The organism is Marinobacter sp., assembly GCF_965229985.1.
In the GTDB taxonomy this organism is placed as follows: Bacteria; Pseudomonadota; Gammaproteobacteria; order Pseudomonadales; family Oleiphilaceae; genus Marinobacter.
Window position 1 is genome coordinate 2,257,292 of record NZ_OZ245935.1, and the last position, 21,420, is coordinate 2,278,711.

At 54.2% G+C, this 21,420-nt stretch carries 27 protein-coding genes and 1 tRNA gene; 7 read left to right on the top strand and 21 right to left on the bottom strand.

Features of this window, described 5'->3' with window-relative positions; translation table 11 throughout:
- Window positions 1-27: 27 nt before the first annotated feature.
- The 4 genes from ACO06L_RS10385 to ACO06L_RS10400 all read left to right on the top strand — a co-directional run bounded on the left by ACO06L_RS10385 (window position 28) and on the right by ACO06L_RS10400 (window position 3,805).
- Entirely contained in the window at window positions 28-2,193 is a 2,166-nt protein-coding gene (locus ACO06L_RS10385; protein WP_202348559.1) for an AsmA family protein, read from the top strand.
- Window positions 2,193-3,260 carry an A/G-specific adenine glycosylase gene (mutY, locus tag ACO06L_RS10390; RefSeq protein ID WP_202348560.1) on the top strand — a complete coding sequence of 356 codons (1,068 nt, stop codon included), beginning with the start codon at window positions 2,193-2,195 and terminating at the stop codon, window positions 3,258-3,260. The genes ACO06L_RS10385 and mutY overlap by 1 nt, the downstream gene beginning before the upstream one ends.
- Before the next feature lie 75 nt (window positions 3,261-3,335).
- Window positions 3,336-3,608, top strand: coding sequence for an oxidative damage protection protein (locus ACO06L_RS10395; RefSeq protein WP_008169302.1), 273 nt, complete (start codon window positions 3,336-3,338; stop codon window positions 3,606-3,608).
- Between the two features lie 121 nt (window positions 3,609-3,729).
- Window positions 3,730-3,805 (top strand) — tRNA-Phe (locus ACO06L_RS10400).
- A 4-nt stretch (window positions 3,806-3,809) separates the two neighbouring features.
- Here the strand turns inward: ACO06L_RS10400 and ACO06L_RS10405 are convergent.
- From ACO06L_RS10405 to ACO06L_RS10470, 14 genes are all read right to left on the bottom strand, one after another.
- Window positions 3,810-4,712 carry a hypothetical protein gene (locus ACO06L_RS10405; protein WP_202348561.1) on the bottom strand — a complete coding sequence of 301 codons (903 nt, stop codon included), beginning with the start codon at window positions 4,710-4,712 and terminating at the stop codon, window positions 3,810-3,812.
- Window positions 4,713-4,723: 11 nt separating this feature from the next.
- Complete coding sequence (locus ACO06L_RS10410; protein ID WP_202348562.1) at window positions 4,724-5,695, bottom strand: phage integrase; 972 nt, start codon at window positions 5,693-5,695, stop codon at window positions 4,724-4,726.
- Window positions 5,692-6,957, bottom strand: coding sequence for a hypothetical protein (locus tag ACO06L_RS10415; protein WP_336144622.1), 1,266 nt, complete (start codon window positions 6,955-6,957; stop codon window positions 5,692-5,694). The genes ACO06L_RS10410 and ACO06L_RS10415 overlap by 4 nt, the downstream gene beginning before the upstream one ends.
- Before the next feature lie 130 nt (window positions 6,958-7,087).
- Window positions 7,088-8,311: a zonular occludens toxin family protein gene (locus ACO06L_RS10420; RefSeq protein ID WP_421845649.1), complete on the bottom strand. Its 1,224-nt coding sequence runs from the start codon at window positions 8,309-8,311 to the stop codon at window positions 7,088-7,090.
- Window positions 8,312-8,377: 66 nt separating this feature from the next.
- The gene (locus tag ACO06L_RS10425) at window positions 8,378-8,698 is read right to left on the bottom strand and encodes a DUF2523 family protein (protein WP_202348827.1); all 321 of its coding nucleotides are present in this window, start codon (window positions 8,696-8,698) and stop codon (window positions 8,378-8,380) included.
- 5 nt (window positions 8,699-8,703) lie between these two features.
- A complete protein-coding gene (locus tag ACO06L_RS10430; RefSeq protein WP_202348826.1) occupies window positions 8,704-10,125 on the bottom strand; it encodes a hypothetical protein in 1,422 nt (473 codons plus the stop codon).
- A 130-nt stretch (window positions 10,126-10,255) separates the two neighbouring features.
- Window positions 10,256-10,525, bottom strand: a complete 270-nt coding sequence (locus ACO06L_RS10435; protein ID WP_421845652.1) for a hypothetical protein — start codon at window positions 10,523-10,525, stop codon at window positions 10,256-10,258.
- 21 nt (window positions 10,526-10,546) lie between these two features.
- Window positions 10,547-10,810 (bottom strand): hypothetical protein, encoded by a 264-nt coding sequence (locus ACO06L_RS10440; RefSeq protein WP_104323505.1) that lies wholly within the window; start codon window positions 10,808-10,810, stop codon window positions 10,547-10,549.
- Window positions 10,807-11,049: a hypothetical protein gene (locus tag ACO06L_RS10445; RefSeq protein WP_202348837.1), complete on the bottom strand. Its 243-nt coding sequence runs from the start codon at window positions 11,047-11,049 to the stop codon at window positions 10,807-10,809. The genes ACO06L_RS10440 and ACO06L_RS10445 overlap by 4 nt, the downstream gene beginning before the upstream one ends.
- 39 nt (window positions 11,050-11,088) lie before the next feature.
- Window positions 11,089-11,385: a hypothetical protein gene (locus ACO06L_RS10450; protein WP_014578317.1), complete on the bottom strand. Its 297-nt coding sequence runs from the start codon at window positions 11,383-11,385 to the stop codon at window positions 11,089-11,091.
- A gap of 344 nt (window positions 11,386-11,729) precedes the next feature.
- On the bottom strand, window positions 11,730-11,996 hold the full coding sequence (locus ACO06L_RS10455; RefSeq protein WP_048496294.1) for a hypothetical protein: 267 nt from the start codon (window positions 11,994-11,996) through the stop codon (window positions 11,730-11,732).
- Window positions 11,993-12,520: a hypothetical protein gene (locus ACO06L_RS10460; RefSeq protein ID WP_202348515.1), complete on the bottom strand. Its 528-nt coding sequence runs from the start codon at window positions 12,518-12,520 to the stop codon at window positions 11,993-11,995. The genes ACO06L_RS10455 and ACO06L_RS10460 overlap by 4 nt, the downstream gene beginning before the upstream one ends.
- A complete protein-coding gene (locus ACO06L_RS10465; RefSeq protein ID WP_202348514.1) occupies window positions 12,517-12,795 on the bottom strand; it encodes a hypothetical protein in 279 nt (92 codons plus the stop codon). The genes ACO06L_RS10460 and ACO06L_RS10465 overlap by 4 nt, the downstream gene beginning before the upstream one ends.
- Window positions 12,792-12,995 carry a hypothetical protein gene (locus tag ACO06L_RS10470; RefSeq protein WP_041646358.1) on the bottom strand — a complete coding sequence of 68 codons (204 nt, stop codon included), beginning with the start codon at window positions 12,993-12,995 and terminating at the stop codon, window positions 12,792-12,794. The genes ACO06L_RS10465 and ACO06L_RS10470 overlap by 4 nt, the downstream gene beginning before the upstream one ends.
- Window positions 12,996-13,102: 107 nt before the next feature.
- Here ACO06L_RS10470 and ACO06L_RS10475 point away from each other — a divergent pair, with 107 nt between their 5' ends.
- Window positions 13,103-13,369 carry a DNA-binding protein gene (locus ACO06L_RS10475; protein ID WP_202348513.1) on the top strand — a complete coding sequence of 89 codons (267 nt, stop codon included), beginning with the start codon at window positions 13,103-13,105 and terminating at the stop codon, window positions 13,367-13,369.
- 144 nt (window positions 13,370-13,513) lie between these two features.
- Here ACO06L_RS10475 and ACO06L_RS10480 read toward each other — a convergent pair whose 3' ends face one another.
- The 6 genes from ACO06L_RS10480 to ACO06L_RS10505 all read right to left on the bottom strand — a co-directional run bounded on the left by ACO06L_RS10480 (window position 13,514) and on the right by ACO06L_RS10505 (window position 19,134).
- Window positions 13,514-14,860, bottom strand: coding sequence for a hypothetical protein (locus tag ACO06L_RS10480; RefSeq protein ID WP_421845656.1), 1,347 nt, complete (start codon window positions 14,858-14,860; stop codon window positions 13,514-13,516).
- Window positions 14,861-15,394: 534 nt separating this feature from the next.
- Window positions 15,395-15,742 carry a hypothetical protein gene (locus ACO06L_RS10485; protein WP_202348511.1) on the bottom strand — a complete coding sequence of 116 codons (348 nt, stop codon included), beginning with the start codon at window positions 15,740-15,742 and terminating at the stop codon, window positions 15,395-15,397.
- 57 nt (window positions 15,743-15,799) lie between these two features.
- A complete protein-coding gene (locus ACO06L_RS10490; RefSeq protein WP_202348510.1) occupies window positions 15,800-16,084 on the bottom strand; it encodes an ADP-ribosyl-(dinitrogen reductase) hydrolase in 285 nt (94 codons plus the stop codon).
- A 309-nt stretch (window positions 16,085-16,393) separates the two neighbouring features.
- The gene (locus ACO06L_RS10495; protein ID WP_202348509.1) at window positions 16,394-17,095 is read right to left on the bottom strand and encodes a PEP-CTERM sorting domain-containing protein; all 702 of its coding nucleotides are present in this window, start codon (window positions 17,093-17,095) and stop codon (window positions 16,394-16,396) included.
- Window positions 17,096-18,338: 1,243 nt separating this feature from the next.
- A complete protein-coding gene (locus ACO06L_RS10500) occupies window positions 18,339-18,527 on the bottom strand; it encodes a hypothetical protein (RefSeq protein ID WP_202348508.1) in 189 nt (62 codons plus the stop codon).
- Between the two features lie 166 nt (window positions 18,528-18,693).
- A complete protein-coding gene (locus tag ACO06L_RS10505) occupies window positions 18,694-19,134 on the bottom strand; it encodes a universal stress protein (protein WP_202348507.1) in 441 nt (146 codons plus the stop codon).
- Window positions 19,135-19,322: 188 nt separating this feature from the next.
- Between ACO06L_RS10505 and ACO06L_RS10510 the strand changes: the two genes are divergently transcribed.
- Complete coding sequence (locus ACO06L_RS10510; RefSeq protein WP_064230048.1) at window positions 19,323-20,285, top strand: calcium/sodium antiporter; 963 nt, start codon at window positions 19,323-19,325, stop codon at window positions 20,283-20,285.
- A 3-nt stretch (window positions 20,286-20,288) separates the two neighbouring features.
- Entirely contained in the window at window positions 20,289-20,909 is a 621-nt protein-coding gene (gene rhtB / locus ACO06L_RS10515) for a homoserine/homoserine lactone efflux protein (protein WP_064230047.1), read from the top strand.
- A gap of 12 nt (window positions 20,910-20,921) precedes the next feature.
- On the opposite strand, the gene ACO06L_RS10520 is transcribed toward rhtB, so the two are convergent.
- Entirely contained in the window at window positions 20,922-21,362 is a 441-nt protein-coding gene (locus ACO06L_RS10520; RefSeq protein ID WP_202348506.1) for a DUF4124 domain-containing protein, read from the bottom strand.
- Window positions 21,363-21,420: the final 58 nt, after the last annotated feature.

Genomic DNA, 21,420 nt, shown 5'->3' on the forward strand with positions numbered 1-21,420 from the left:
CCCAACATTAGGAAGGAAGCCTGAATCATGAAAGCCGTCCGTTATGTGCTGATTGCCGTCGTTGCACTGATCATTCTCGCGGTGGCCGCTGTTGCCATCGCCATGGCCGTGATCAACCCCAACGACTACAAGCCTCAGATTGAACAAGCCGTTGAAGATGCAACGAATCTGGATCTGATCCTGGAAGGCGACATTGGCTGGTCTTTTATTCCACTTGGTCTGGAGCTGAATTCTGTCGAAGCCACGTTAGAAGGTAATCGTTTTGTGGCCCTGGAGCAGTTGGTTGCCCAGATAGATTTCTGGTCGCTTATTGCCATGTCACCAAGGGTAAACACCTTCGTGCTGGACGGACTGGACGCCCGTCTTGAAGTAAACGAACAGGGCGAGGGCAACTGGACCCGCATCATGCCCGAAAAGCCAGCCGGGGCGGCAACGGAGGAGACAGCCGGGACCCAGGATGAGCAGGCACAGGATAGCGAGGGCGCCGGCGGCGAACCTCTGAACTTCAACGTTGAAAACGTTCAGATCAGCAATGCCCAGGTGCACTACACCGACAAAAGCACCGGCCAGTCAGTGACCCTTGAGAACTTCACGGTCAACGCCAGCAACATTACCCTGGGCTCCGAGTTCCCGCTGGAAATCGGGTTCCGGGTTGCGACTAGCCAGCCCAGCTTTGAAGTGGATGGCAGCATCAGCGCCCGCCTTGCTGCCAACGAGGCGCTCAACGAGTTCGCCGTATCCGGCCTGAATGCCGTGTTCGACATGACCGGCGAGCCGTTTGGTGGCAAGGAGGTCACGGCTGAACTTGAGGGCTCGGCCAGGGCAAACCTGGAAAACGAAACCGCCAATCTGAGCGGCTTTACCGCCAGCCTTGCCAATCTGAACCTGTCTACCGATCTGAATATCAATGGTTTCGGCGACAAGCCAACCCTGAGTGGCGAATTGTCCATCGCCGAGTTCTCGCTGAAGGAGCTGTTGAACAACCTCGGCCAGCCCGCGGTTGAAACCAGCGATCCGGACGTGCTGGAAGCTATCGCGTTCTCCACCGGCATTGGCGGCCCGGCCGGAAAGGTGGAGCTTACCGACCTGACCATCAAACTGGATGACACCACCTTCAATGGCTCCGGTAGCTACAACCTAGCCGACTCAGGCATCGTCTTTAATCTGCAGGGCGACCAGTTGAATGCCGACCGTTACCTGCCACCCCAGGCAGAAGGAGAAGCAGAGGAAGCACCCGCATCCCAGGAAACCGCTGCAGCCGGCCCCGAGGGCGACCTGCTGCCCCTGGAGACCTTTCGCAGCCTGTTGCTGGATATTGATCTGGGCCTCGGCCAGCTGATCGTCAGCAACCTGACCATCAGCGAAATCAAGGCCAGCACCACGGCGAAAAACGGACTGCTAAAGGTTGACGAGTTCAGCGGCAAACTCTACGAGGGCGGCTTTGGCGCCAACGTGACCATCGACGCCCGCAGCGATAATCCGAAATGGACCGTGGGTTCAGACGTCACCAACGTACAGACCCTGCCCCTGCTCACCGACCTGGCGGAAGTGGATATGCTCGCCGGCGGCGCAAACCTCAAAGTGAACGCCACCACCACCGGCAATCGGATCTCGGCCCTGCGCAGCAATGCTGACGGACAGATCAGCTTCAACCTGGCAGAGGGCGAGTTCCGTCGCATGAACCTCACCCGCATGGCCTGCCAGGGCATCGCTCTGGTCAACCAGGATGAGCTGACGACGACAGACTGGGGCACTACCACACCGTTCAACGACATGCGTGGCACTCTCGACATCAACGGCAACACCCTCAACAACACCGATCTGGTGGCGGCACTGGCCGGCATGCGCCTTGAGGGCAATGGCACCGTCGATATGGCCCAGAGCCAGCTGGACTATGAGGTGGGCCTGAGAGTCGTCGGCGAGATCCACAGGGACAACGCCTGCCGTGTCACCGAATACGTACAAAATGCGGTAATTCCTGTGGAGTGCCGGGGCAACTTCGCCGAGGACCCGGCTGGCCTATGTTCTTTCGACGGATCCCGCTTCCGGGACACCCTGAAGACCATCGCCGAAAATGCCGCCAAGGCCAAAGCCCGAGAGGAAGTGGACAAGGCAAAAGCCAAGGCAGAGGAAAAGGTGAAAGAAAAGGTCCAGGAGCAGATCGGCGACAAGCTAAAGGGTCTGTTCAACTGATGCCCGACCGTTTCGCTGACAAACTGCTGCAATGGTACGACAGCCACGGCCGGCATGACCTGCCGTGGCACCACAACCGAAACGCCTACCGGGTGTGGGTATCGGAAATCATGTTACAGCAGACCCAGGTAACCACCGTTATCCCCTATTTTGAGGCCTTCATGGAACGTTTTCCCGACGTCCATGCCCTGGCCGAAGCCCCTGTGGATGATGTGCTCAGCCACTGGTCTGGCCTTGGTTACTACGCCCGGGCCCGCAACCTGCAAAAAGCCGCGCAAACGGTCGTTCGCGACTTCGGTGGGGAATTTCCACAAACCCAGGCAGAGCTTGAAACCCTTACCGGAATCGGCCGCTCCACAGCGGCAGCCATTCTGGCCCAAGCCTTCGGCATTCGCGCCGCCATACTGGACGGCAACGTGAAACGCGTGCTGGCCCGCTATCATGCCATCCCCGGCTGGCCGGGACAGACCGCCGTGCTCAACCAGCTTTGGCAACGGGCCGAGGAGCATACTCCGGAACAACGGGTGCGCGACTACACCCAGGGCATTATGGATCTGGGCGCCATGGTGTGTACCCGCAGCCGCCCGGCCTGCGAGAGCTGCCCGCTGAAAGAGGGCTGCAGAGCCTACGGCCAGGGTGAAACCTCACTCTACCCCGGCTCCAAACCGAAAAAGGCCAAGCCGGAGAAAACCACCTGGATGGTGATTCTTGAGGACGGCGAGGGGCGCATTCTGCTTGAGCGTCGCCCGCCCAGTGGCATCTGGGGCGGCCTCTGGAGCCTGCCGGAACTGGACCCGGCCTACGGAGCCGATGAGCTTCAGGAAGCCTGCGAACAGAGTCTGGGGCTGGAATGCGCAGAGCCGGAGCTGATCAGCGGCTTCCGACATACCTTCTCCCATTACCACCTGCACATTCAGCCGGCCCGCCTGAACGTCACCGGCGACGCCAACACCGTTGCAGACAGGGATCATCTGAAATGGCTCCACCGCCATGAAGCCCTGAACCTCGGTCTGCCAGCGCCGATCCGGTCGCTGCTTACCGAACCGGAGCAAGCCGCCCTGCTTTGATCCGGTCCGCTAGCGCCTTCAGCCGCAACGATCTGTTATCATCACCGCCAGCAACATTTGCCAACAGGAGCCACCATGAGCCGTACCGTTTTCTGCCGCAAATACCAGAAAGAACTGGAAGGCCTGGACTTCCCGCCCATGCCCGGCGCCAAAGGCCAGGATATTTTCGAGAATATTTCGAAGCAGGCCTGGGAAGAATGGCAGGCCCAGCAGACCATGCTGATCAACGAGAAACACCTGAGCCTGATGGACCCGAACACCCGCAAGTACCTTCAGGCGCAGATGGAACATTTCTTCAACAACGAACCGTTCGACAAGGCCGAAGGCTACGTTCCACCGGAACAATAACCCCGGATTGATCAAAGCCTGAGCATGCCTGAAAAGATTCAGAAATTTTTCCGGCTCAGCCTTGACTCAAAACATCGAAACCGGTTTAATAGCGCCCCGTTGCACAGCAGTAGCGCAACATGCCCGGATAGCTCAGTTGGTAGAGCAGGGGATTGAAAATCCCCGTGTCGGTGGTTCGATTCCGCCTCCGGGCACCAAGATTCAACGACTTAGCCCGCCTTGTGCGGGCTTTGTTGTTTCTGGTGTCCACGAACTGTCCACCGAGGAAAACCCCTCAACCACGAAAAGTGATTCAGAGGGCAAAGAAATGCGATACCCCTTCTCAAGGTTTGCCAACAAGACCCTGTCTCCCATGCCCTGGAACAAGATATCGCCATCCTTGAGGTAGCAATGGTTATCGACATACTTGAGATCAAATGCATCACCAAGTAAAGGGCAATACTTTTTCTCAACGAAAACATCCTGGTCAAGCGACATCACACCAGCTTGCTTCATAGTCGCAAAGAGAAACGCATCCGGCCCTCCCCAAACAACTAATGCAGAAAAAACACCCAGAATTAACCCACCGAAAAGACTGTAACTTGAAACCGGACTGGTGAACCCAGACAAACTGTCATTCCCGTCGAAGTGTACAACCTCACTTTTCAGCATCACGGAATGAACGATTAAGAGCGAAGCCAAAACCGAAACAACAACACCTAGTGCTAACTGAAGTGAGACCTCAACAAACCCAAGCACAAGGAAAAACGGAATTGAGGAAGCCCCTAACACAGGAAATATCCTAAGATCGGTAGACTCGATTGTCCGATAAAGGTGAGAACACTGATAACTCAACGAAGACGAGGATAGCCTCGTTGTACCACGTAAAATGAGCGTCAATGGCACAGCACCTAAGCAAAAGGTGTAAAGAGTGAGCATTGAAAATGTAAAGGCTCCCACTGCTGAAATTACCAGCAACTTCGCAATGTCACCGACACTCAACGATGGAGGGAAAAAACTAATCGTGGCAGACCAGTAGTAAATGAGCAGAGCTATACCGACAAAGACACTAATTTCTGCCAGCACTTTGATGCTCTTGATAAGGCGAGCAAAACCATCAAGCATTCTAATTCCCTTTAATGAGCAAGTGGATTGAAATCAATTACTGATTGAAGATGGCCAGGAGAGAGGTGCGAGTATCTCATGGTTAGCTTAATATCTGAATGTCCTAGGATTTTTTGAAGCGTAAGAATGTCACCTCCTTTCATAAGAAAGTGACTGGCGAAAGTGTGCCGGCAGATATGGGTGAGCTGCCCCCTAGGCAGATCTATTCCGGCCCTCTCGATCGCTTTCCGGAATGCCGCGCTGCAGCTAACAAAGGGCACTTCCTCTATTAGATCTTTATAGAGCTGCTTTGAAATCGGGACGCTCCTGGACTTACCCGACTTGGTGTAGTTGTAGGTCACCCGGTGAGGCGTGAAATTCGACCTGGTTACACCTTCAGCTTCCGACCACCTGGCGCCAGTGGCCAGGGCCAATCGAGTGACGTGATACAGACTCGGATTCGATGATGCCCTGCACTCTTCCAGGAGACGGCTTATCTGTTCCTGGGAAAGAAACGCCAGCTCTTGCTCATCCAGTTTGAACTTCCGCAGCTTCTTTAACGGGTTCTCGTGTGTCCACTCGCCTTGCCGGATTAGCTCGTTAAAGACTGCACTCAGATACGTGTGCTCGTGATTCAAGGTGTTCTCCCCTACCCCGTCGCTTTCCAGCCTGAGACGGCGATAGGTGGCGAAATCGGATACCTTGAAAGACGTTGCCCTGGGGTTGCGTAGGCGATCGGCTATAGCATCCAGTTTCCGCTTTCGTTTCTCTCCATCTTTCAGGGTGTGGCCGTGGGCGTCGTACCACTGCTGAATGAGATCTTTCAGGCGCCGGCGATCCTTTGAAGGATTCCACACCTGGTCCTCAGACTTCCGGAGCAACAGATGCTGTTCATAGCGCCTGGCTTCTGCCTTGCTATCGAAGCTTTTTCTAATGCGTTTAGAACCGCGTCCATCCTGGCGGATATCAACCTGCCATCGTCCCGACGGTAGCTTTTTGATCATGCGGCCACCTTTGTGAGTAGGCGTCGTTTTATCAGTCCATCCTGGACGAGCTGGAACAGCTCGTTTTCATAGATCTCCCGTCGTCGGTAGTAGGCGCAGAGATCCTCCCAGAGTCCGGATTTCTTGAGGCAGTCCCAGGCCTGGCGTGGGTTAAAACGGTTGCGTGCATAGATGGACAAGAGATTGCCAAAGGCCAGGGAGACGTTCTTTTCGTTGCCGCAACCGGGTTCCTTTTTTGCGCGTTTGTACATCAGATCCGGGGCGCTGTAGCCGAAACCGATGTCGTCTCTTAGTTTGGTCCAGATGGGGTGTACCCATTCTCGTTTGACCTCGTAGCGATTGCTTTGCAGGGCATAATTCCAGAGACCAGTCAGGTGCGGTACCGCGTCCATGTAGGTGTAAATGGGCTTCATGTTGGGCGTGCCCTGGGAGATCTCATTCACGATGCGGTGATGGAACCGGATTTCCAGGCGCCAGACCGGCTTGTCCGGGTCATAGCAGGTGTCCGGGAAGCACTCTTCGTTGCTGGCGCATTCCCAAATGCTCTCCATGAAGGCGCGCTTGTCGGAGACGTCGACCTCTTTGGATTTGTCGTAAAGGCACACCTGCAGGCTGTTGGCCTTGCCGAAGGTGTAGGTTTCACCTCTGCCGTTGACGGTGGAACCTTCCAGGCCCTGGAAGTGAAAGTCGCTCATGCCGTTGTGGACACTGATGGTTCGGGCCCTGGTCACGAAGTGCTGGGCAAAGTCTTGCGGGGGTTCCCAGCCCTGGAAGTCCACGGCCAGGTGTAGCGCGATGCCAACCGGCTTGATGTTAGTGAGGAAGTACATACCCCACTCGGCAAGCTCGTCGTGGATCTCCTGGCTAGAGCGCTCATAGAGCCACCTGGGGGAGGTTTCGATTTTGACGTGCGTGCCCAGGGTGTCAGCTTCGGCGTAGAAGTTCTGAAGCAGGATTGTCAGGCCGTATTCGCGGTTTTGCAGGATGTATTTGAAGCCCCCTCGCCTGCCGGACTGAAGACGGAACGGGATTTTCTTGATGGTGACGGTAGCGTCATACCCGGATTCGTATTCGGTGGCGATATCGGCGAGGATTTCCGGCTTCAGGCGTCCCTGGAAAAGTTGGCGCACGGTATCCGTGCCGGTCCAGAGGACGTTGACGTTTTTCAGGTTCACTTGCTGGCCTTCGGGACCGATAAACAGGTCCCCTTTGCCGATTTCCCCAGTGTGGATATCCAGTCGTTCGAAGTCTTTGATTTTCATCTGTGGCTCACTGTGGTTCTAAGTGGTTAAAAATCGACTACCGTCGTTTTCTATGAGACGTGTTACAGGGACGTCTCCGGGCTTCGCCCGCTCCCTGCCGCTCCTCGCCATCGTCGCGGCCGTCCGCGGGCTACGCCTCTTCTTTGACTTTCTGAAGCGGGTTGATCGCCTCCAGTGGCGAGGTGTCCGGCTCAATGTTGGGTCTGGGTTCCGGTGCCTGGATGCGGATTCGTTGGCAGTAAATGTCCTGGACCTTTTGGCCGTTCCACCAGAGCTGGGCGTGACAGGGGCGCAGGTACAGGATGCGGTAGCCGAAATGGAACAGGTCTTTCTGGGTTATTGAGAAGTCGCCCTGGCGATCCTGGCCGTGGAACAGGTAGGCGCGGTTGAAGTTGCCGGCGATTCTCAGTGCGGCATCCTGGAAGGGGTGTTTGAGTTGGTTGTTATTGGCTAGGCGACCGCCGTTCTCAGTACCAGCTTGAGGATTGCGGACATCAGAACCATCAGACAGAGCATCAGGGCCAGCCGCATCGATACTCTGAATATCCGTCGGATCAACCGCATCGAAAGTTCTTTCCCTTTCGAAGATGCCGACCGCAAGGTAGGCAAACACCAGTAGAGAAAGGACTGACAGCGAAAGATAACCCACAACGCGTTTATCTTTAAAAACGCTCTGGGGGCCTTGATTGGACTGATGGTCGCCGGTCTTTGTGCTCTGGTAGGTGGCGAAGATCGTCGGGTCCGATTTGTATTCTTTCGGGACTCCGTATGCATGGCTTTTGGCTTTACCATTGTTCTCTGGGTCATGTTCTACTTCCCTCCATTTGCCCTTTTTCCAAGGCAGTAGCTCGCCCATGGAGTAATGACGGAAGGCCACCTGGGCGGCCTGTCGGATGTCCATGTGGACTTTGGATATGTTCGGGGTGCACAGGAAGACGTCCCAGTTGTAGTGACGGTGCATGTCGTAGGCTTCGAACATGTCGGCGGGGCGTTCGTCTTCCTTGGCCTGGTCGGCGCCACCGGGGTAGTCGAGGTTTTCCGGTTTGAAGTCTTTGCGTTTGGCCGGGTAGATGGCCTGGGCTTCGTCGATGATGACCAGGGCGCCTTGCGGGGCCCAGTGGAACCACCTTGCCATGTAGGCTTTCTCGTCCCTGCCCTCGGTGTTGACGTTGAGAATGGCGGCGTCTTCGGGGAGGCTTTCGTTTAAGGCCTCCTCGACTTTTTCCAGGGAATCGAAGCCTCTTATGTTGGTGACGACCGTGCGCCCTTCTTTTAAGGCCGGGATGGCGTGGCGTTGGAGGACGCCGAAGGATTTATAGGAACCGGGGTGACCGTGGTGGATAACGATGCTCATGGATGCTTCCTTAACCTGGTGTCTTTTCTGTTTTTCCCTTTAATCACGTTGGGTTGCCGAACCGGGTTAGCCGATCACGTCCATGACGTAGCGGGTGACTCTGGCGTTGATGATCATGTTGAAGGCCTCCGGGAGCTTGAGGTAAGTCGCGACGCCTAAGACCTGGGAATCAAGCTGGCCCCAGTAGGTTTCGATGGTGTCGGAGACGTTGAGCTGGCTCAGCACTTCCTGGGCGACTTCCCAGCTGTAGCCAATGAAGGCGATCTTGGCTTTGGTGGCGGATATGACGATCCAGGCGCCGGCCTTGACCATCCAGTCGTCGATCAGGGCCGGGATGCTGTTGAAGAACTGCCAGATGGCATCGAAGAAGGTGGCGATGAATTCCATGGTGATTACCCCCTTGAGGTGAACAGGATGCCGGCGCTGATGAACGCGGCACAGAACAGGACGATGGCCCCGAGGATGTCGAGGCCGGCTAAGAAGCGGTTGAGGGAGAAATTGACGTCGACGCCCATGATGGTTTTGGTGTTGTCGTCGACGGAGCCGCCACCGCTCAGGTTGGTACTGAACATGGCTTGGACCTCCCCTTTGATTTCGTTGATCTTGGCTTTGTAGTCGGCCATGACCTGGTCGTAGTCTTCGGTGGGATCGGTGAGTTCGGTGTCGATGGGGTCACCGCTCCAGGTAACGGGCTCTTCCTGTTCTCCGTCGCCTTCTCCGTCTCCCGATCCATCGCCACCGGATCCGTTGCCACCGCCACCACCGCCGGGGATGTTGCCGATGGCGTCGGTGATGGCGCTGGTGCCGTCTTTGATGTTTTTACCGATGCCCTTGAGGGTCTCGTTGATGGCGTCGGTGTTGGTGTTGCCTTCGATCTGGTTCTTGATGATTTCCTGGATCTGTTTGGCCATGCCGTTGCTGTCGGCTTCGCCGTCTCCGTCGCTGTCACCGTTAGGGGTGTCTTCGTCGCCCTCTTCGGGGTTCAGGCCTTCGCAGGCAAAGCCGCCGTCGGTGATGATGAGGGCGCCTTCGAAGCCATTGGGACAGACGGGCGGGTTGCTGTCGTTGCTGATGCATTGGCCGGACCAGGAGCCTTCGGCGTTTTCGCGGAAGGCGTAGGTTTCGTTGTCCTGGCACTGGTTGTCGCCGCTGCAGACGTTACGGCGGTTGCTGCCCCAGCCGATGGTGCCTTCGTAGTCGGGTGAGCTTTCGTCGCACTCGTTTTCAGGTTCAGAGAGGCATTGGCTGTCCAGGTGGCCGCTGGGGCATTCGGTGACGCAGTGCTGGGTGCGCGGGTCGTACATGTGGCCGTTTTCCCGGCATTCTTCGGGCTGCTGTTCGGGAATCTGGCAGTCAAAGGCGGCCACGCCTGGGGCTTGGCCACTGGAGACCCAACCGGTGGCGCAGGAGCAGTCTTCTTCGTTGGTGGAGCCGACGTTGCCGGTGATGGGGTCGGGTTCGTGTGTGAGCGCAGCGCAGGAGGTTTCTTGGGCAACGACACGGGCGCCACCACGCCAGACGTAATAGGTGACCTCTCCGATCACATAGCGCACTTCTTTGGGATCGCTGTAGGACTGAATGACGCATTGCTTGCCAGGGTATTCCGCCTGGCAACTAGGGAGGTAATCGGCGGCCTGTTCGGCAATGGTGTCTCCGGGGGACGGATCGCAACCACCGGAGGAGGTGCAGTTTTTACTGGCTGTTTTGGACCAGTGGACGACGGCGCCGTCTGTAAGTGGGGGAAAACCGGCTGCGACAGGCAGCGATAAGATGCAGAGCCAAAGGATGAGGCTGTGTTGAATGAGTGTGCGCATTGAGGTTCCTTTGGTTGGCCCTGTACTGAAAAGGGCCGGATGTCCGGCCCTCTGGGTTTGCGTTAATTGCCGTTGTATCCGAGGGCAAACATCGAGGCCCAGAGGGCCCCGATTAGTACACCGGTGAACATTACCGGCGCAGGATGCTGACGATCATGCCCAGGCCGGTCACGATGGCGACCAGGGCAATCACGCCAGTCACGGCGGTGGTGACGTTGGTGGAACCGTCGGTGAAGGCGTCGTTGATCGCGGTGCTGTGATCAACGGCTGCAGCGGTACCGGCCACGAGGCCAGCGGAGACTGCAACGCCCAGTTTGGCGGCACGACGGCCCCAGCGAGCGCGGGCCATGGCCCAGGTTTTACCGTTGTTTTGCTTTTCCATTTCGATGAGTTGAGACATAACGTTTTCTCCGAGTGTGGTTTAAGTGACCTTCCGCATGACCTGGACAACCCGGCTTAGTCCGATTCCGATGGCCCAGAAGACCAGGGCCGAACCCATAACCAAGCCGATCATTTCAGGATCGGGCGAAAGGTATTCAGCAAACACCGTTTCGATGTCTTGTTGCTGAATCTCTTGAACCGTCCAGGTACCGCCGTTGCAGGCCATGACTGCGTTGCCGTTGATGGTTTCGCTGGTCAGGGTGCCGGTGCATTGGTAGTTCTGGACGGTGTTTGCCTGAGTCACGCATTGGCCCTCAAGCTGATGTTGGCGGGAAGGTGCAGCGGCAGTTTCATCCGTTGCACTTTCACCTGGTTGGCCTTCCGGGCTTTCCGGGAAGGCAGTTCGCAGTAACAGGCTTTGCAGGGCTGCTGGATCTTGCCTCCACTGGTGTAGAAGAATTCGGAGTCTTCGGGCCAGTACTCGTTGCACTTGGTGCAGCGGCGTTCTGTTCCCAGTTCGGTGCTGATGACTCGTTTAACCATGTTGGTGATCTCCTTTTCCGGCAGCCTTGCGTGTCCTGGTTAGGCGGTTTTCTTGATGGGTTCCTGGGGCTTGAGCTCCAGGGCCTTGAAGGTGATCTTGCCGCCCTGCCCGGCTTTCATTTGGGCCTTGACGGTGAACATGCTTGGCAGGTTGCCGGCGTGGTTGCGCAGCTGGTCGATGTGTTTCCAGTCGCAGGCGATTTTCATGACTTCGTTGCCGACTCGGTTGTCGTCATCTGCTTCAGCGGGTGAATAGGCCCACAGGGAACCGCCCCGGTTGCCGTCGATGTCGTAGCGGGTGGCGCCGATGATCATGAGGTTCAGGTAGTTTTCCATTGCGTGTGTCCTCTGGTTTCGTTGGGTGTTGCTGTTGCTTGGGTTGCTGTTGACCTTCCGTTTCCAGGTGGGAAATCAGGAAGGGTGTTGAATCTGGTTTGCGACCCCTTCGGGGCGGGCTCTACTCGCTCTGCTCCTGGCCCCTGAGGTGGCCACCCTTACGGGTAACGATCCCTGTCGCCTGCCGCACTCCGTTTGCCGCCTTTGCTCATGGTTCGGAATCAAGGGGCGGGCGTCCTCCCCCGACATCCTCACCACTCCGGACGCGCACTGTGGACCAGCCAGAGCCCGCCACAAGGCCAGGGGGCCGTTGGCCCTGGCGCTGCGCGCCAGCCTTGTAACGGTCACTGTCCGGCCCCCTTTTCGTGCGCGAGTGGTGACGATGACGGGGGCGGACTCGAAGGCTTTTCAGGGGGTTGGTCCTGAGTGCCAAAGGTCGGGCAGCCAGCCTCCAGCCACGCAGTCAGGACGGAACCGCCGAGGGTCCAAAGGTCTGTTCCGCGTTGGATGGCTTCCTGCTGGAGCTGGAGGTAGATGGAAGACGGGGCGCAGACGTAGAAACGGCGCTCTTTGTCTTCCACCTGGTCTTTTCGTGGTGGGATATGGCTCATGGTTGCGTCTCCGTGACGTTGGGAAGATCCAGGTGGCCACAGTCCCAGGCGTCCCGCAGTTGAATAAGACGGTCAAAGGCCGGGCTGTGATGGCCGCTGGCTTCCAGTTCGTGGATCAGGGCGTCGGTGAAGCCGGCTTTGCAGCGGGCCATGTAGTCGCACGGGTAGTCGGTGCGGACTTCCTGCAGGTGGCTCAGGCGCTGCAGGAGATTGTCAAAAAGGCCTTCCAGAGCCTGGGCAGTGAGCGCAGAGGACGGACGAGGGCCCTGGAAGGCAAAAGCGTTATTCCGGATCTCTTTGGCCAGAATCCTGTTTGTGAGCTGGCCATGAAGACGCTGGGCGGCCACTTGATAATGGAGGTTGCCCAATACGAACAGACGGGCAGCGGACTTGATGGCTGCGTCTACATCGTCGTTATCCAGAGCCTTCAAACCGGTTTGGAACACGTTGACCGGCTCGGGTTTCGGGCGCTGAAACGCGAAGCTGGTTAGCTTGCGGGCGACGTTTAGACGTGACGTTTTCATGCTGCAGCCCTCAGTGCGATACAGGCCTGCCCTACTGCCCAGGCGTTGAAGTCGCGGGTGTCGTCCTGGAGGAAAAATTCAGCCCAAGTGATGGTGAGGTTGAGGCCGAACCAGTAGAGGTCGGAATCAACCCCCATATAAGAAGACACCATCTGGTGGATCTGGCTGATGCGCAGGGCGGCTAGTTCGTAGTCACCCGCCTCGTGGGCTTCACAGGCTTGCTGGAAGCGCAGCCGCATGATGGTTTTCTTCTGGTTGCGAACATCCGGAGTCATTGCCAATCCTCCTGGTCCAGGGCCTGCTGAGAGAGCGCAGCGATGTTGACCATGCGCACCCGGCCGATTTTGAGTGAAGGCAGATGTCCTTTTTCGATCTGACCCCTGACCTGCCCTTCCGTTAAGCCCGTAAGTTGGGCGTAGCGGTCCTGGGTCATGACAGGGGTTGCGATCAGAATGATTTGCTTTTGCTCGTCCACTGTTTTGCACTCTGCTACACTGTTAAACACAAACTGCTTTAGATTATGTGCATTGCACTATTTACAATCTATAGCCTAATTGCACTATATACAAATGACATATTGCAATGATTAGAGAACGCCTGATTGATTTTTTTAATGTCAGCGAAGTTACCTCCAAAGACATGGAGCGACTGACAGGCATAGATCGTGATAAGTGGAATGCAGTTCGGGCTCGGAGACGAAGGGTTAACGAGGACGACATAGAGGCGTTTAACGAAGCGTTTCCGCAGTTCGCTTATTGGCTTACTACCGGGAAGACGATTCCGGAAGCTGGTCAAATCAGCCCGGAAATGGAAAAAGCACGGAAAGAGAACAGCCTGAAAACAGGATAGGTTTCAGCCTGGCGGCAAGAATCGCCAGTTCCTGGTATGGAAACCGACGAGGGGAACGACAAAAACAAAAGGGCTGGCCGTCGTAGTGTGTGGTGGCGGTTTCAGGCAGATAAACTGAAAAGATAGCTTTCGAATAAGTAAAAGTTACTGAAGTGGACGCATTACTTTTTTGCCCTTTACGACTACAGGTTTAATGTAAAATAAGTTGTTAGAGTTTACCCTACCCGCTCGACCATCAATATCGAGCAAAAATCCGTAATTACTAGATTTCAAACTAGCAATTCCCGATTTATAATCTCGTACTTGTGACCCACCATCATACAGGGCAGATAGAGATGCAAATAGGGCTAAAAAGTGCTCACCTGCAGCTGCACCGGTAATTGCGGTTGCAGCAGATAATGCCATTTTTACATAACCATCCGCCCTTCGCTTCCTCTTTAAATTTTTCATTTCATCTTCAAGACTTTTCTTCATCCCTTCCAGATACACATTTATTTTATTCTGAGCAAAATCTAAGCTAGAAGAGCCTGCAATTTCATTTACCTTCAACCTGAAGTCCTGGAAACAGTTGCTCTGTTGCTCACGCATATCCAAAAGCCGATCCAAAGGAATATCAGCCATGACAGGAACCCTAGATGGAACAATATTTTGAGTAGAACGAGAGTCAACAGCAAATATTTTTTGCACAATTCTTAAATCGGAAATCTGATGCAAAACTGGAGAAAATGATTGCTCATGAGATATAAAAGCCATTTCTGAAAGTGAGTACAGTTGATCTTTGACAATACGCTCAACAGCCGCCTTCCCTCTAGGCTCCTCTTGAAGAAGCTCGTTAATTGATGAGGGGCTCATATCTTGAAATAGAGAGAATTGCTCCTTATTTTTAGGACCCCTAACCTTTTTATAAAGAATATTAAAACCAATGTCGGTCGATACCCTAAAAAACCGCGTAAGGGTACCATTACGGTCCCCAGCATATGTTTTTTCAACCTTTACGGATTGATAAACCTCCGAAATCAAACCGTCAATCCCCGAAAGCTCATCATAAACTGCCTCCACATCAGCCTCTTTCGGAGCTGGCATGTACCCTTTACCCAAGATCAAATAGCCTTGCTCTATCAAATCCCGAAACTGATAAAGCCATTGCAAGGTATCACGAAGCATCCACTTTCGATCTTCTATATTTTCAGGATTTGCATCACTGAGAATATCGAACACTGGGTCAGCTACGACTATACGATCATAATACCAGATGGAGTTAATAGCAGTAATATAGGCTTTCTTTCCAGGAGGAATATAGCCCCAAATCTCTTCTCTAGAATTTTCAGCTAACCGATCAACGTATTTTTGAAATTCATCAAAGTAGTTTTTATATGAACTTCTAAAACTAACAAATTGATCATCGGTGATAGGCTGAATACCACCAAATACAAGAGAGATATCATGATCATTAGCCAAATCAAAAATATAAGAGAAAGAGATACATGACATAGTTAACCCACTTTTCTGAAATAATTAAAAGTATTTGGAATCTAAAAGATTTATAAATGTTTATTTCATCAATCTAATAGGGTAGACCAAAAGATACTCTATGAAAATGTAAATGGTGAAGGAAGGAACCGGATAATATAGAACCAGAGCTCTCTCTGGTGTCACACCACTTTGCAGGTGTCGCGCTTGCCAGGCATCCTTGCCGGCGGTGAGCCCTGGTCGTCCTGACCGAATGGCTCAGGCGCTAATGCAACTGCCGAGGGGATTGAAAACAGAGTACAAATCCCACCAAATCGAAGCTGGCGAGCAAGCCCATTTATATGTATTTTTAATCGTGACCGATAGTATATACTACTTGCTTATAGCGGAACGCTACTGCCAAGCCCGTCAGCTTGACCAACTAATACAAATCAAAACGCCTTAGTGAAAAATCGGGACAGATTTATTTTAAATCGCATGCGAATTAGGCCCTCTGCACATATGGGGTTTACCCCAAAGGCGCGAAATAACAATCTCTTTCAAAGCTCGAGAAGATTAACCGTAAGCCCTTTTCCCTTCGCCGTTATCAGGATCATGGTGCTCGTCGTCGTCCAGGGACCGCATATCAGACGATTTCTCACGCAAGATGCGTCGCTTTTCTGAATCGGCGAAACGCTTGAGCACCTGGCGAATCAGAGGCTGATAACCGATGCCGTTAATCTCCGCGATCATCTTGAAGTCTTCAATCAATGACTTCTGCAGTCGAATAGAAATCGGCTGCAGCCCGGCCGCTTCGTTCAATGCAGCATCATCTACGTTTTTTGAAACGCGAACGAACTCCTCTTCCCGGCCGAGGGAACCGTCTTCCCAGGCTTCCGGAGTACCTACAATTTTCTTTCCCATGATGCGTGCTCCCCGTCGCTGTCGTTCTTCTGTTTCTTTCTCTGCGACTTGTCTCAATTAAAATGCGTACTTGGTATAGATAGCTTCTTCTTTTGGGTTCGGACCATAGGAAGTTTTCAGCAGTATGTCGCCATTCTTGAGGATGAAAACCACCTTCAGGCGGCGACCGTAGTCAGTTTCGGCAATGAACCACTGGGTCGGAGGATCTGTCTTATGGTCCTCCCTGGCATCTTCCAGTAGGCCACCTTCACGGTTCGCAAAACACTGCTGAACCTCTTCCAGGCTGACACCGTGCTTTTCAGCAAGTTTCTGCTTCACTGCAGATGAACATTTCAGCGCCATCGTATTCCTCAAGCCTTTTGTATATACAAAGTATATACGCTGACAGATCACTATTCAACGGCGTTGACGTGTCAACGAAGTGACAACATGGGAGCGATTTTATGTGGTGGCCTGTGGATCTGAATTTCGGTAACTGTTTGTTTTTCTGACTATTGTGGTTTTATGTGGTGCTACGAAAACCCGCCACAAGGCTCTCATAAACCCCTGCTAAAGAAAGTTTGCGGCTCCGGGCTCAATTCCCGCGGGTTCGAAACACCAACTCAGAGAGCCCCACTCAAGGGGCTCTCTATGGTTATAGTTGCGGATAGGCTATTGCTCTTTATGTTTACGTCGCCCAACGGTCACCAGTCCACCAAGGCCAAGCGCCAGTAAAGCTAACGTTCCGGGCTCTGGAACTTGTGTAGCCTGACGGAATGCCACCTCACCTATTGCGCAGGAATCGAAATCCCCGGGTTGCTGCGGGCATCGACTCATATCCAATCTGACATACTGAAGGAGTGCAGCCCCGAAGCCGAAAACATCAGCACTATAGTCGTATGGATGAGTGGGATGATCGGTCGGAGTCAGCCCCCCTGAGAGCAGCGAAAAGTTTACACCGTCCGAGGAACCGTAAAGATCCAGTAGACCAATCCCAGCAGCCTCTTCATTCCAGAGCGCCAATGCATCTATGCTGTAAACTGCCCCCAAGTCATAGGTTACGCTCGCAGTATTGGAGCCTGAGTTACTAAACCACTCATTGCCGGCGAAGGTGGATGTATGTAATGGGTTTGTGCCTATATATGTGTCGAAATCCGTTACACCACTGGTATAGCCACTCAGAAGTCCCGACTGATCAAACGTATCCTGAAGGGAACCAAACCCGGGGCCACTACTGTTAATGGTTCCACCAACAGCGCTAAGAATGGCGCCCGCATTAGCTGCACCTGTAAAGGCCACCATCAAGCTACCACCTAGAACGATACTTTTAGCCAGATTCAGACTTCCTTTCTTTTTCATGTCATGCTGTTTCATGTCGCTCTCCCTATTTCTGCCCAATCGCGAGCATCAAGGGATTTTTTTGCATAAAACAAGCCAGCCAAATAGTTCTTATCGAAAATCTATAATTTACTCATCTATCTACATCCTCAAAGGAGAGCTGCCCCTGGAAAGTGTTTATTATCTCGACACACAACTTGCATCATAAAGCATGCAAAGGGTCGTGTTAGCGAGGGGAATACATCTATCTGTGAGAGAATTGAACGCGATATTTAGCTCTATCTTTGATCCACAAAAGACAGCCCGATGAGCCGATCCTCAGCCCTACCAAAGCTCTTCCTTTTTACCCACTCGGCCTGAAAAACGATTAAGAAGCTTTCCGTGACTTTTTGGAGTGTTACAACAAGATGGATGTCCTCAGAGTGTCCACCTAATTGCGCTTTTCAGTGGTGGTATGTGGGCCTGAACTTCAGTAACTGCCTGTTTGTGCAGCCATGTGGTTTATTGAGCAGGTCCCGCAAGGATTGAAAATCCCCGTGTCGGTGGTTCGATTCCGCCTCCGGGCACCATTAAGAATTCAGACAAAACCCGCCTTGTGCGGGTTTTGTTGTTTCTAGGCCGCCCCAAGGGACATCCGCCCCAAACACTTAGCAACTCTCCCTGCCAACCCCCTGGCCTCGCAGCCCCGAAGTTGCAGCACAGGAATTACTGGCGACCCTAGCGACATTGGCATATCCTTTGTTTTTGGCTCCCAAAACCAGTAATGCGACGTTTCTGAGGGCATTACCATGAGAAATCTCCACCTTACCGTCTCTTTAGCGGTTTCTCTTTTGGTAGTTGGATGCGTCAATAACAATGTCGAACCAACGCTTAAAACTTCCAGCGCATCTGTGAGCTCCAAAGGGCTGTTTGAATGCATTAACCGCAATGGTAACGGTTACATCGACCGCTCTGAACACGTATACCTGCGCCCATGTGGAATCACCGAGGACCTCGCCTGCGGTAATGTTCCAGACTCATTTGACGAAAGCTCTAACACTGACACCGTGCAATTCGGATCGAGATTGCTTCAACTTGCCGATGCAGATGGTGATGAGAGGATAAGCAGCCTGGAGCTCCGCGCCCACTGCAATAACATGCCCGTGAAGAAATAAATCCTGGGTTCACTGGGGCGCAATTTGATGAGAAAAGAAAATGGTGCCCTACGGGCACCATTAAGAATTCAGACAAAACCCGCCACGTGCGGGTTTTGTTGTTTCTGACGCCCGAGAAGGCCGACTCATGCTGAGATTCTTTGGGCATTGCTAGTCCTGGGATCAATGCGCTCTTCCATCAGCTGTCGCTCACACATGGCCCTTTTCAGTTCCGAGTAATTGGTGGGGCTCGGGTCTTCTTTGTAGCGCTCCTGGGCCAGTCTCGCCAGGTCACACTTATCAAGCCACTTCTCGATCAACTCTGCAGTCTTCATAGCCACCTCGTTTAGTTGAATTCACTCGGTCAGCATAAAAGCCTGGGCCCTGCGCTATCTCAGTTGTATTTCGCATGAATTGTGGCGAATCATGTATGGGAGAAAGGATCAGGAATGAAAAAGCCCGCTTGATGCGGGCTTTGGAGTGTCTACCGAGCTTTGCCGTTTACTCACTAACCACCGTTACCGGGCGGTGGGCATGCCTGACGACCTTCTCACTGACACTTCCAAGAGTGAGGCTTCTCAGCATTGAGTCGCCGCGCCGCCCCAGAAACAGGTGGGCGCCGGAATTCTCGTCGAGATATTCGACGATCTCCTTGGCGGGGTCTCCCTTAAGCAGAACTTCTTCAGCAGGCTCAACAAGTCCGCTTACAGCCTGTTTCGCGGCATCAAATGCTTTGCGACCATACTCATTGGCTTCTTCATCAATGTCGCTCTGCAACACACCACTTACAATCAGTCTCTCGACCCTGGTGCCCGGAAATACCGCTAACAGTTTGAGTGGTTGGCCGGTAGCTTTAGCAAGCTCGGCTGCCATTTTCGCTGCGTGTGACGAATGCTCTGACCCATCACAGGCAACAACGATGCTCTGAGTTCCTTGTGCCATGATCCCCCTCCTTCTCTGATCAATGTTTAACCAAACTAACATTGCAGCGCCCGTCGAAGGGTTGACTGAAATCAATTACCGCAGGATCGGTTTTATGATCGAAGCGCATTTGTACCTATTGCAGGAACCTGTGGCACCATCGATTCTTGCGCTGCCGAGACGGCAATTGACCACAAGGAGTGATTGAAATGCTGATGGCCATTGGGGCGATCATCGCGGGTCTGATTCTGTTGGTGTGGAGTGCGGACAAATTTGTGGAAGGCTCGGCCACCACTGCCAGCCATTTTGGTATGCCCCCACTGCTGATTGGCATGGTTGTGGTTGGTTTTGGCACGTCTGCGCCGGAGATGGCAGTTTCTGCCCTTGCCGCATCCCAGGGCAACCCGGGGCTGGCGTTGGGCAATGCTTACGGTTCGAACATCACAAACATTGCCCTGATTCTGGGTATCACAGCGCTGATGGCCCCAATCGCCGTGCATTCGCAGGTCATGCGCAAAGAGCTCCCCATTCTGATTCTGGTAACCGCCTTCGCCGGCTGGCAGCTTTGGGACGGTGACCTGAGCCGTATGGATGCAGTTGGCCTGATGCTGGTTTTTGTGTTGCTGATCGGCTGGAGTATCTACCAGGGCTTCCGTCAACCGGACGATGCGCTCGCGAAAGAGATGAACGAAGAAGTCCATGCCATGCCGTTGCGCAAAGCGCTTCTATGGCTTGTGGTCGGACTGCTGCTGTTGATTGTCAGCTCCCGCATTCTGGTATGGGGCGCCGTTGATCTGGCCACCATGTTCGGCATCAGCGATCTGGTTATCGGCCTCACCATAGTGGCCGTTGGAACATCACTCCCGGAACTGGCCTCATCCATCATTGCGGCCCGCAAGGGTGAGCACGACCTGGCCCTCGGCAATATTCTGGGCTCCAACCTGTTCAACACCCTGGCCGTTGTGGGCATTGCGGGGCTGATTGCGCCCATGTCGGTGGCGCCGGAAGTGCTCACCCGTGACCTCCCGGTTATGGCTGCCCTCACCCTGGTTCTGTTTGCAATGTGCTATGGCTTCCACGGGCCGGGGCGCATCAACCGTCTTGAGGGCGGCGCCCTGCTGCTTGCCTTCGTGGCCTATACGGTGTATCTCTTGGCTTTTTCAGGAGCGTAATTTATGTCACTTGCAGCCTGGCTGACCTTCCTAGTTGCGGCCGTACTGATCAGCGTTTCCCCGGGGGCCGGGGCGATCAATACCATGAGTAATGGCATGCGTTACGGTGTTCGCCGTTCGCTGCCGGCCATCATGGGGCTGCAACTTGGTTTTGGCATCCAGATTCTGCTGGTGGGTGCCGGGCTGGGCGCCATCATTGCCTCCTCGAACATCGCCCTGTCGGTCATCAAGTGGCTGGGCGTTGCCTACCTGATCTGGCTGGGCATTTCCAAATGGCGCGAGCCGGTGATGGAATCCATCGACGATGACCGCCAGCCCGTTAGCGGTCACAAAAGGTTCTGGAATGCGGTGTTCGTGAACCTGACCAACCCCAAGGCCACTGTATTTCTGGTGGCCCTGTTCCCGCAGTTTCTGGTGGCCGGAGCACCCCATGGCCCGCAGCTGATTACCATGGGCGCCACCCTGATCCTGGTCGACTGCCTGGTGATGCTGGGCTATGCCCTGCTCGCCAGCCAACTGTTCCGGTTCATGACCACCGCCCGCCGCCAGCGACAAATGAACCGGGTGTTTGGCGGGCTGTTCGTCACCGCCGCCGTCGCCCTCGCGAGCTTCAAGCGCGCCTGATATCGGGCTGAATCAACGCAGGATGCACTCACGGCTCAGCTTCTGGCTGAGCGTCCTGCGTTGCTGCCTGAGGGCATTCCCCCGGTCGTTGCTATAACCCGCCCGCAGTTTGGATTGAATCCGCTCCAGCTTGCTCCTGTAGGTTGCACAAGTTTTCTCACGCTCGGCATCAGCTTTCTCTTGGGCGCTCATGCCGGAACTTCCCGGACGACCCGAGGCAAGCAGGCCTTCAACGTCTTTGCGGATTCCGGACACACGCTTGCCTTGCCTGAGGTTCTCGGACATGGGCACGGTGACAGGCGCCTGTACCTGTAGCTGCTTATGGGGAATTTCACCCGGCGGGTAATCGGAGAAGTGCGCTACGCCACGGCCGTCGATCCAGGTATAGACCTCGGCATTAGCTACTGCGACAAGCGAAAAAGACAAAACAAGACCAGCCATCATCCTTGGCATACGGTTCCACTCCCTGTGGTTCGGTAATTTGGTAGGGCAGTATAACGAAAAAAACCGT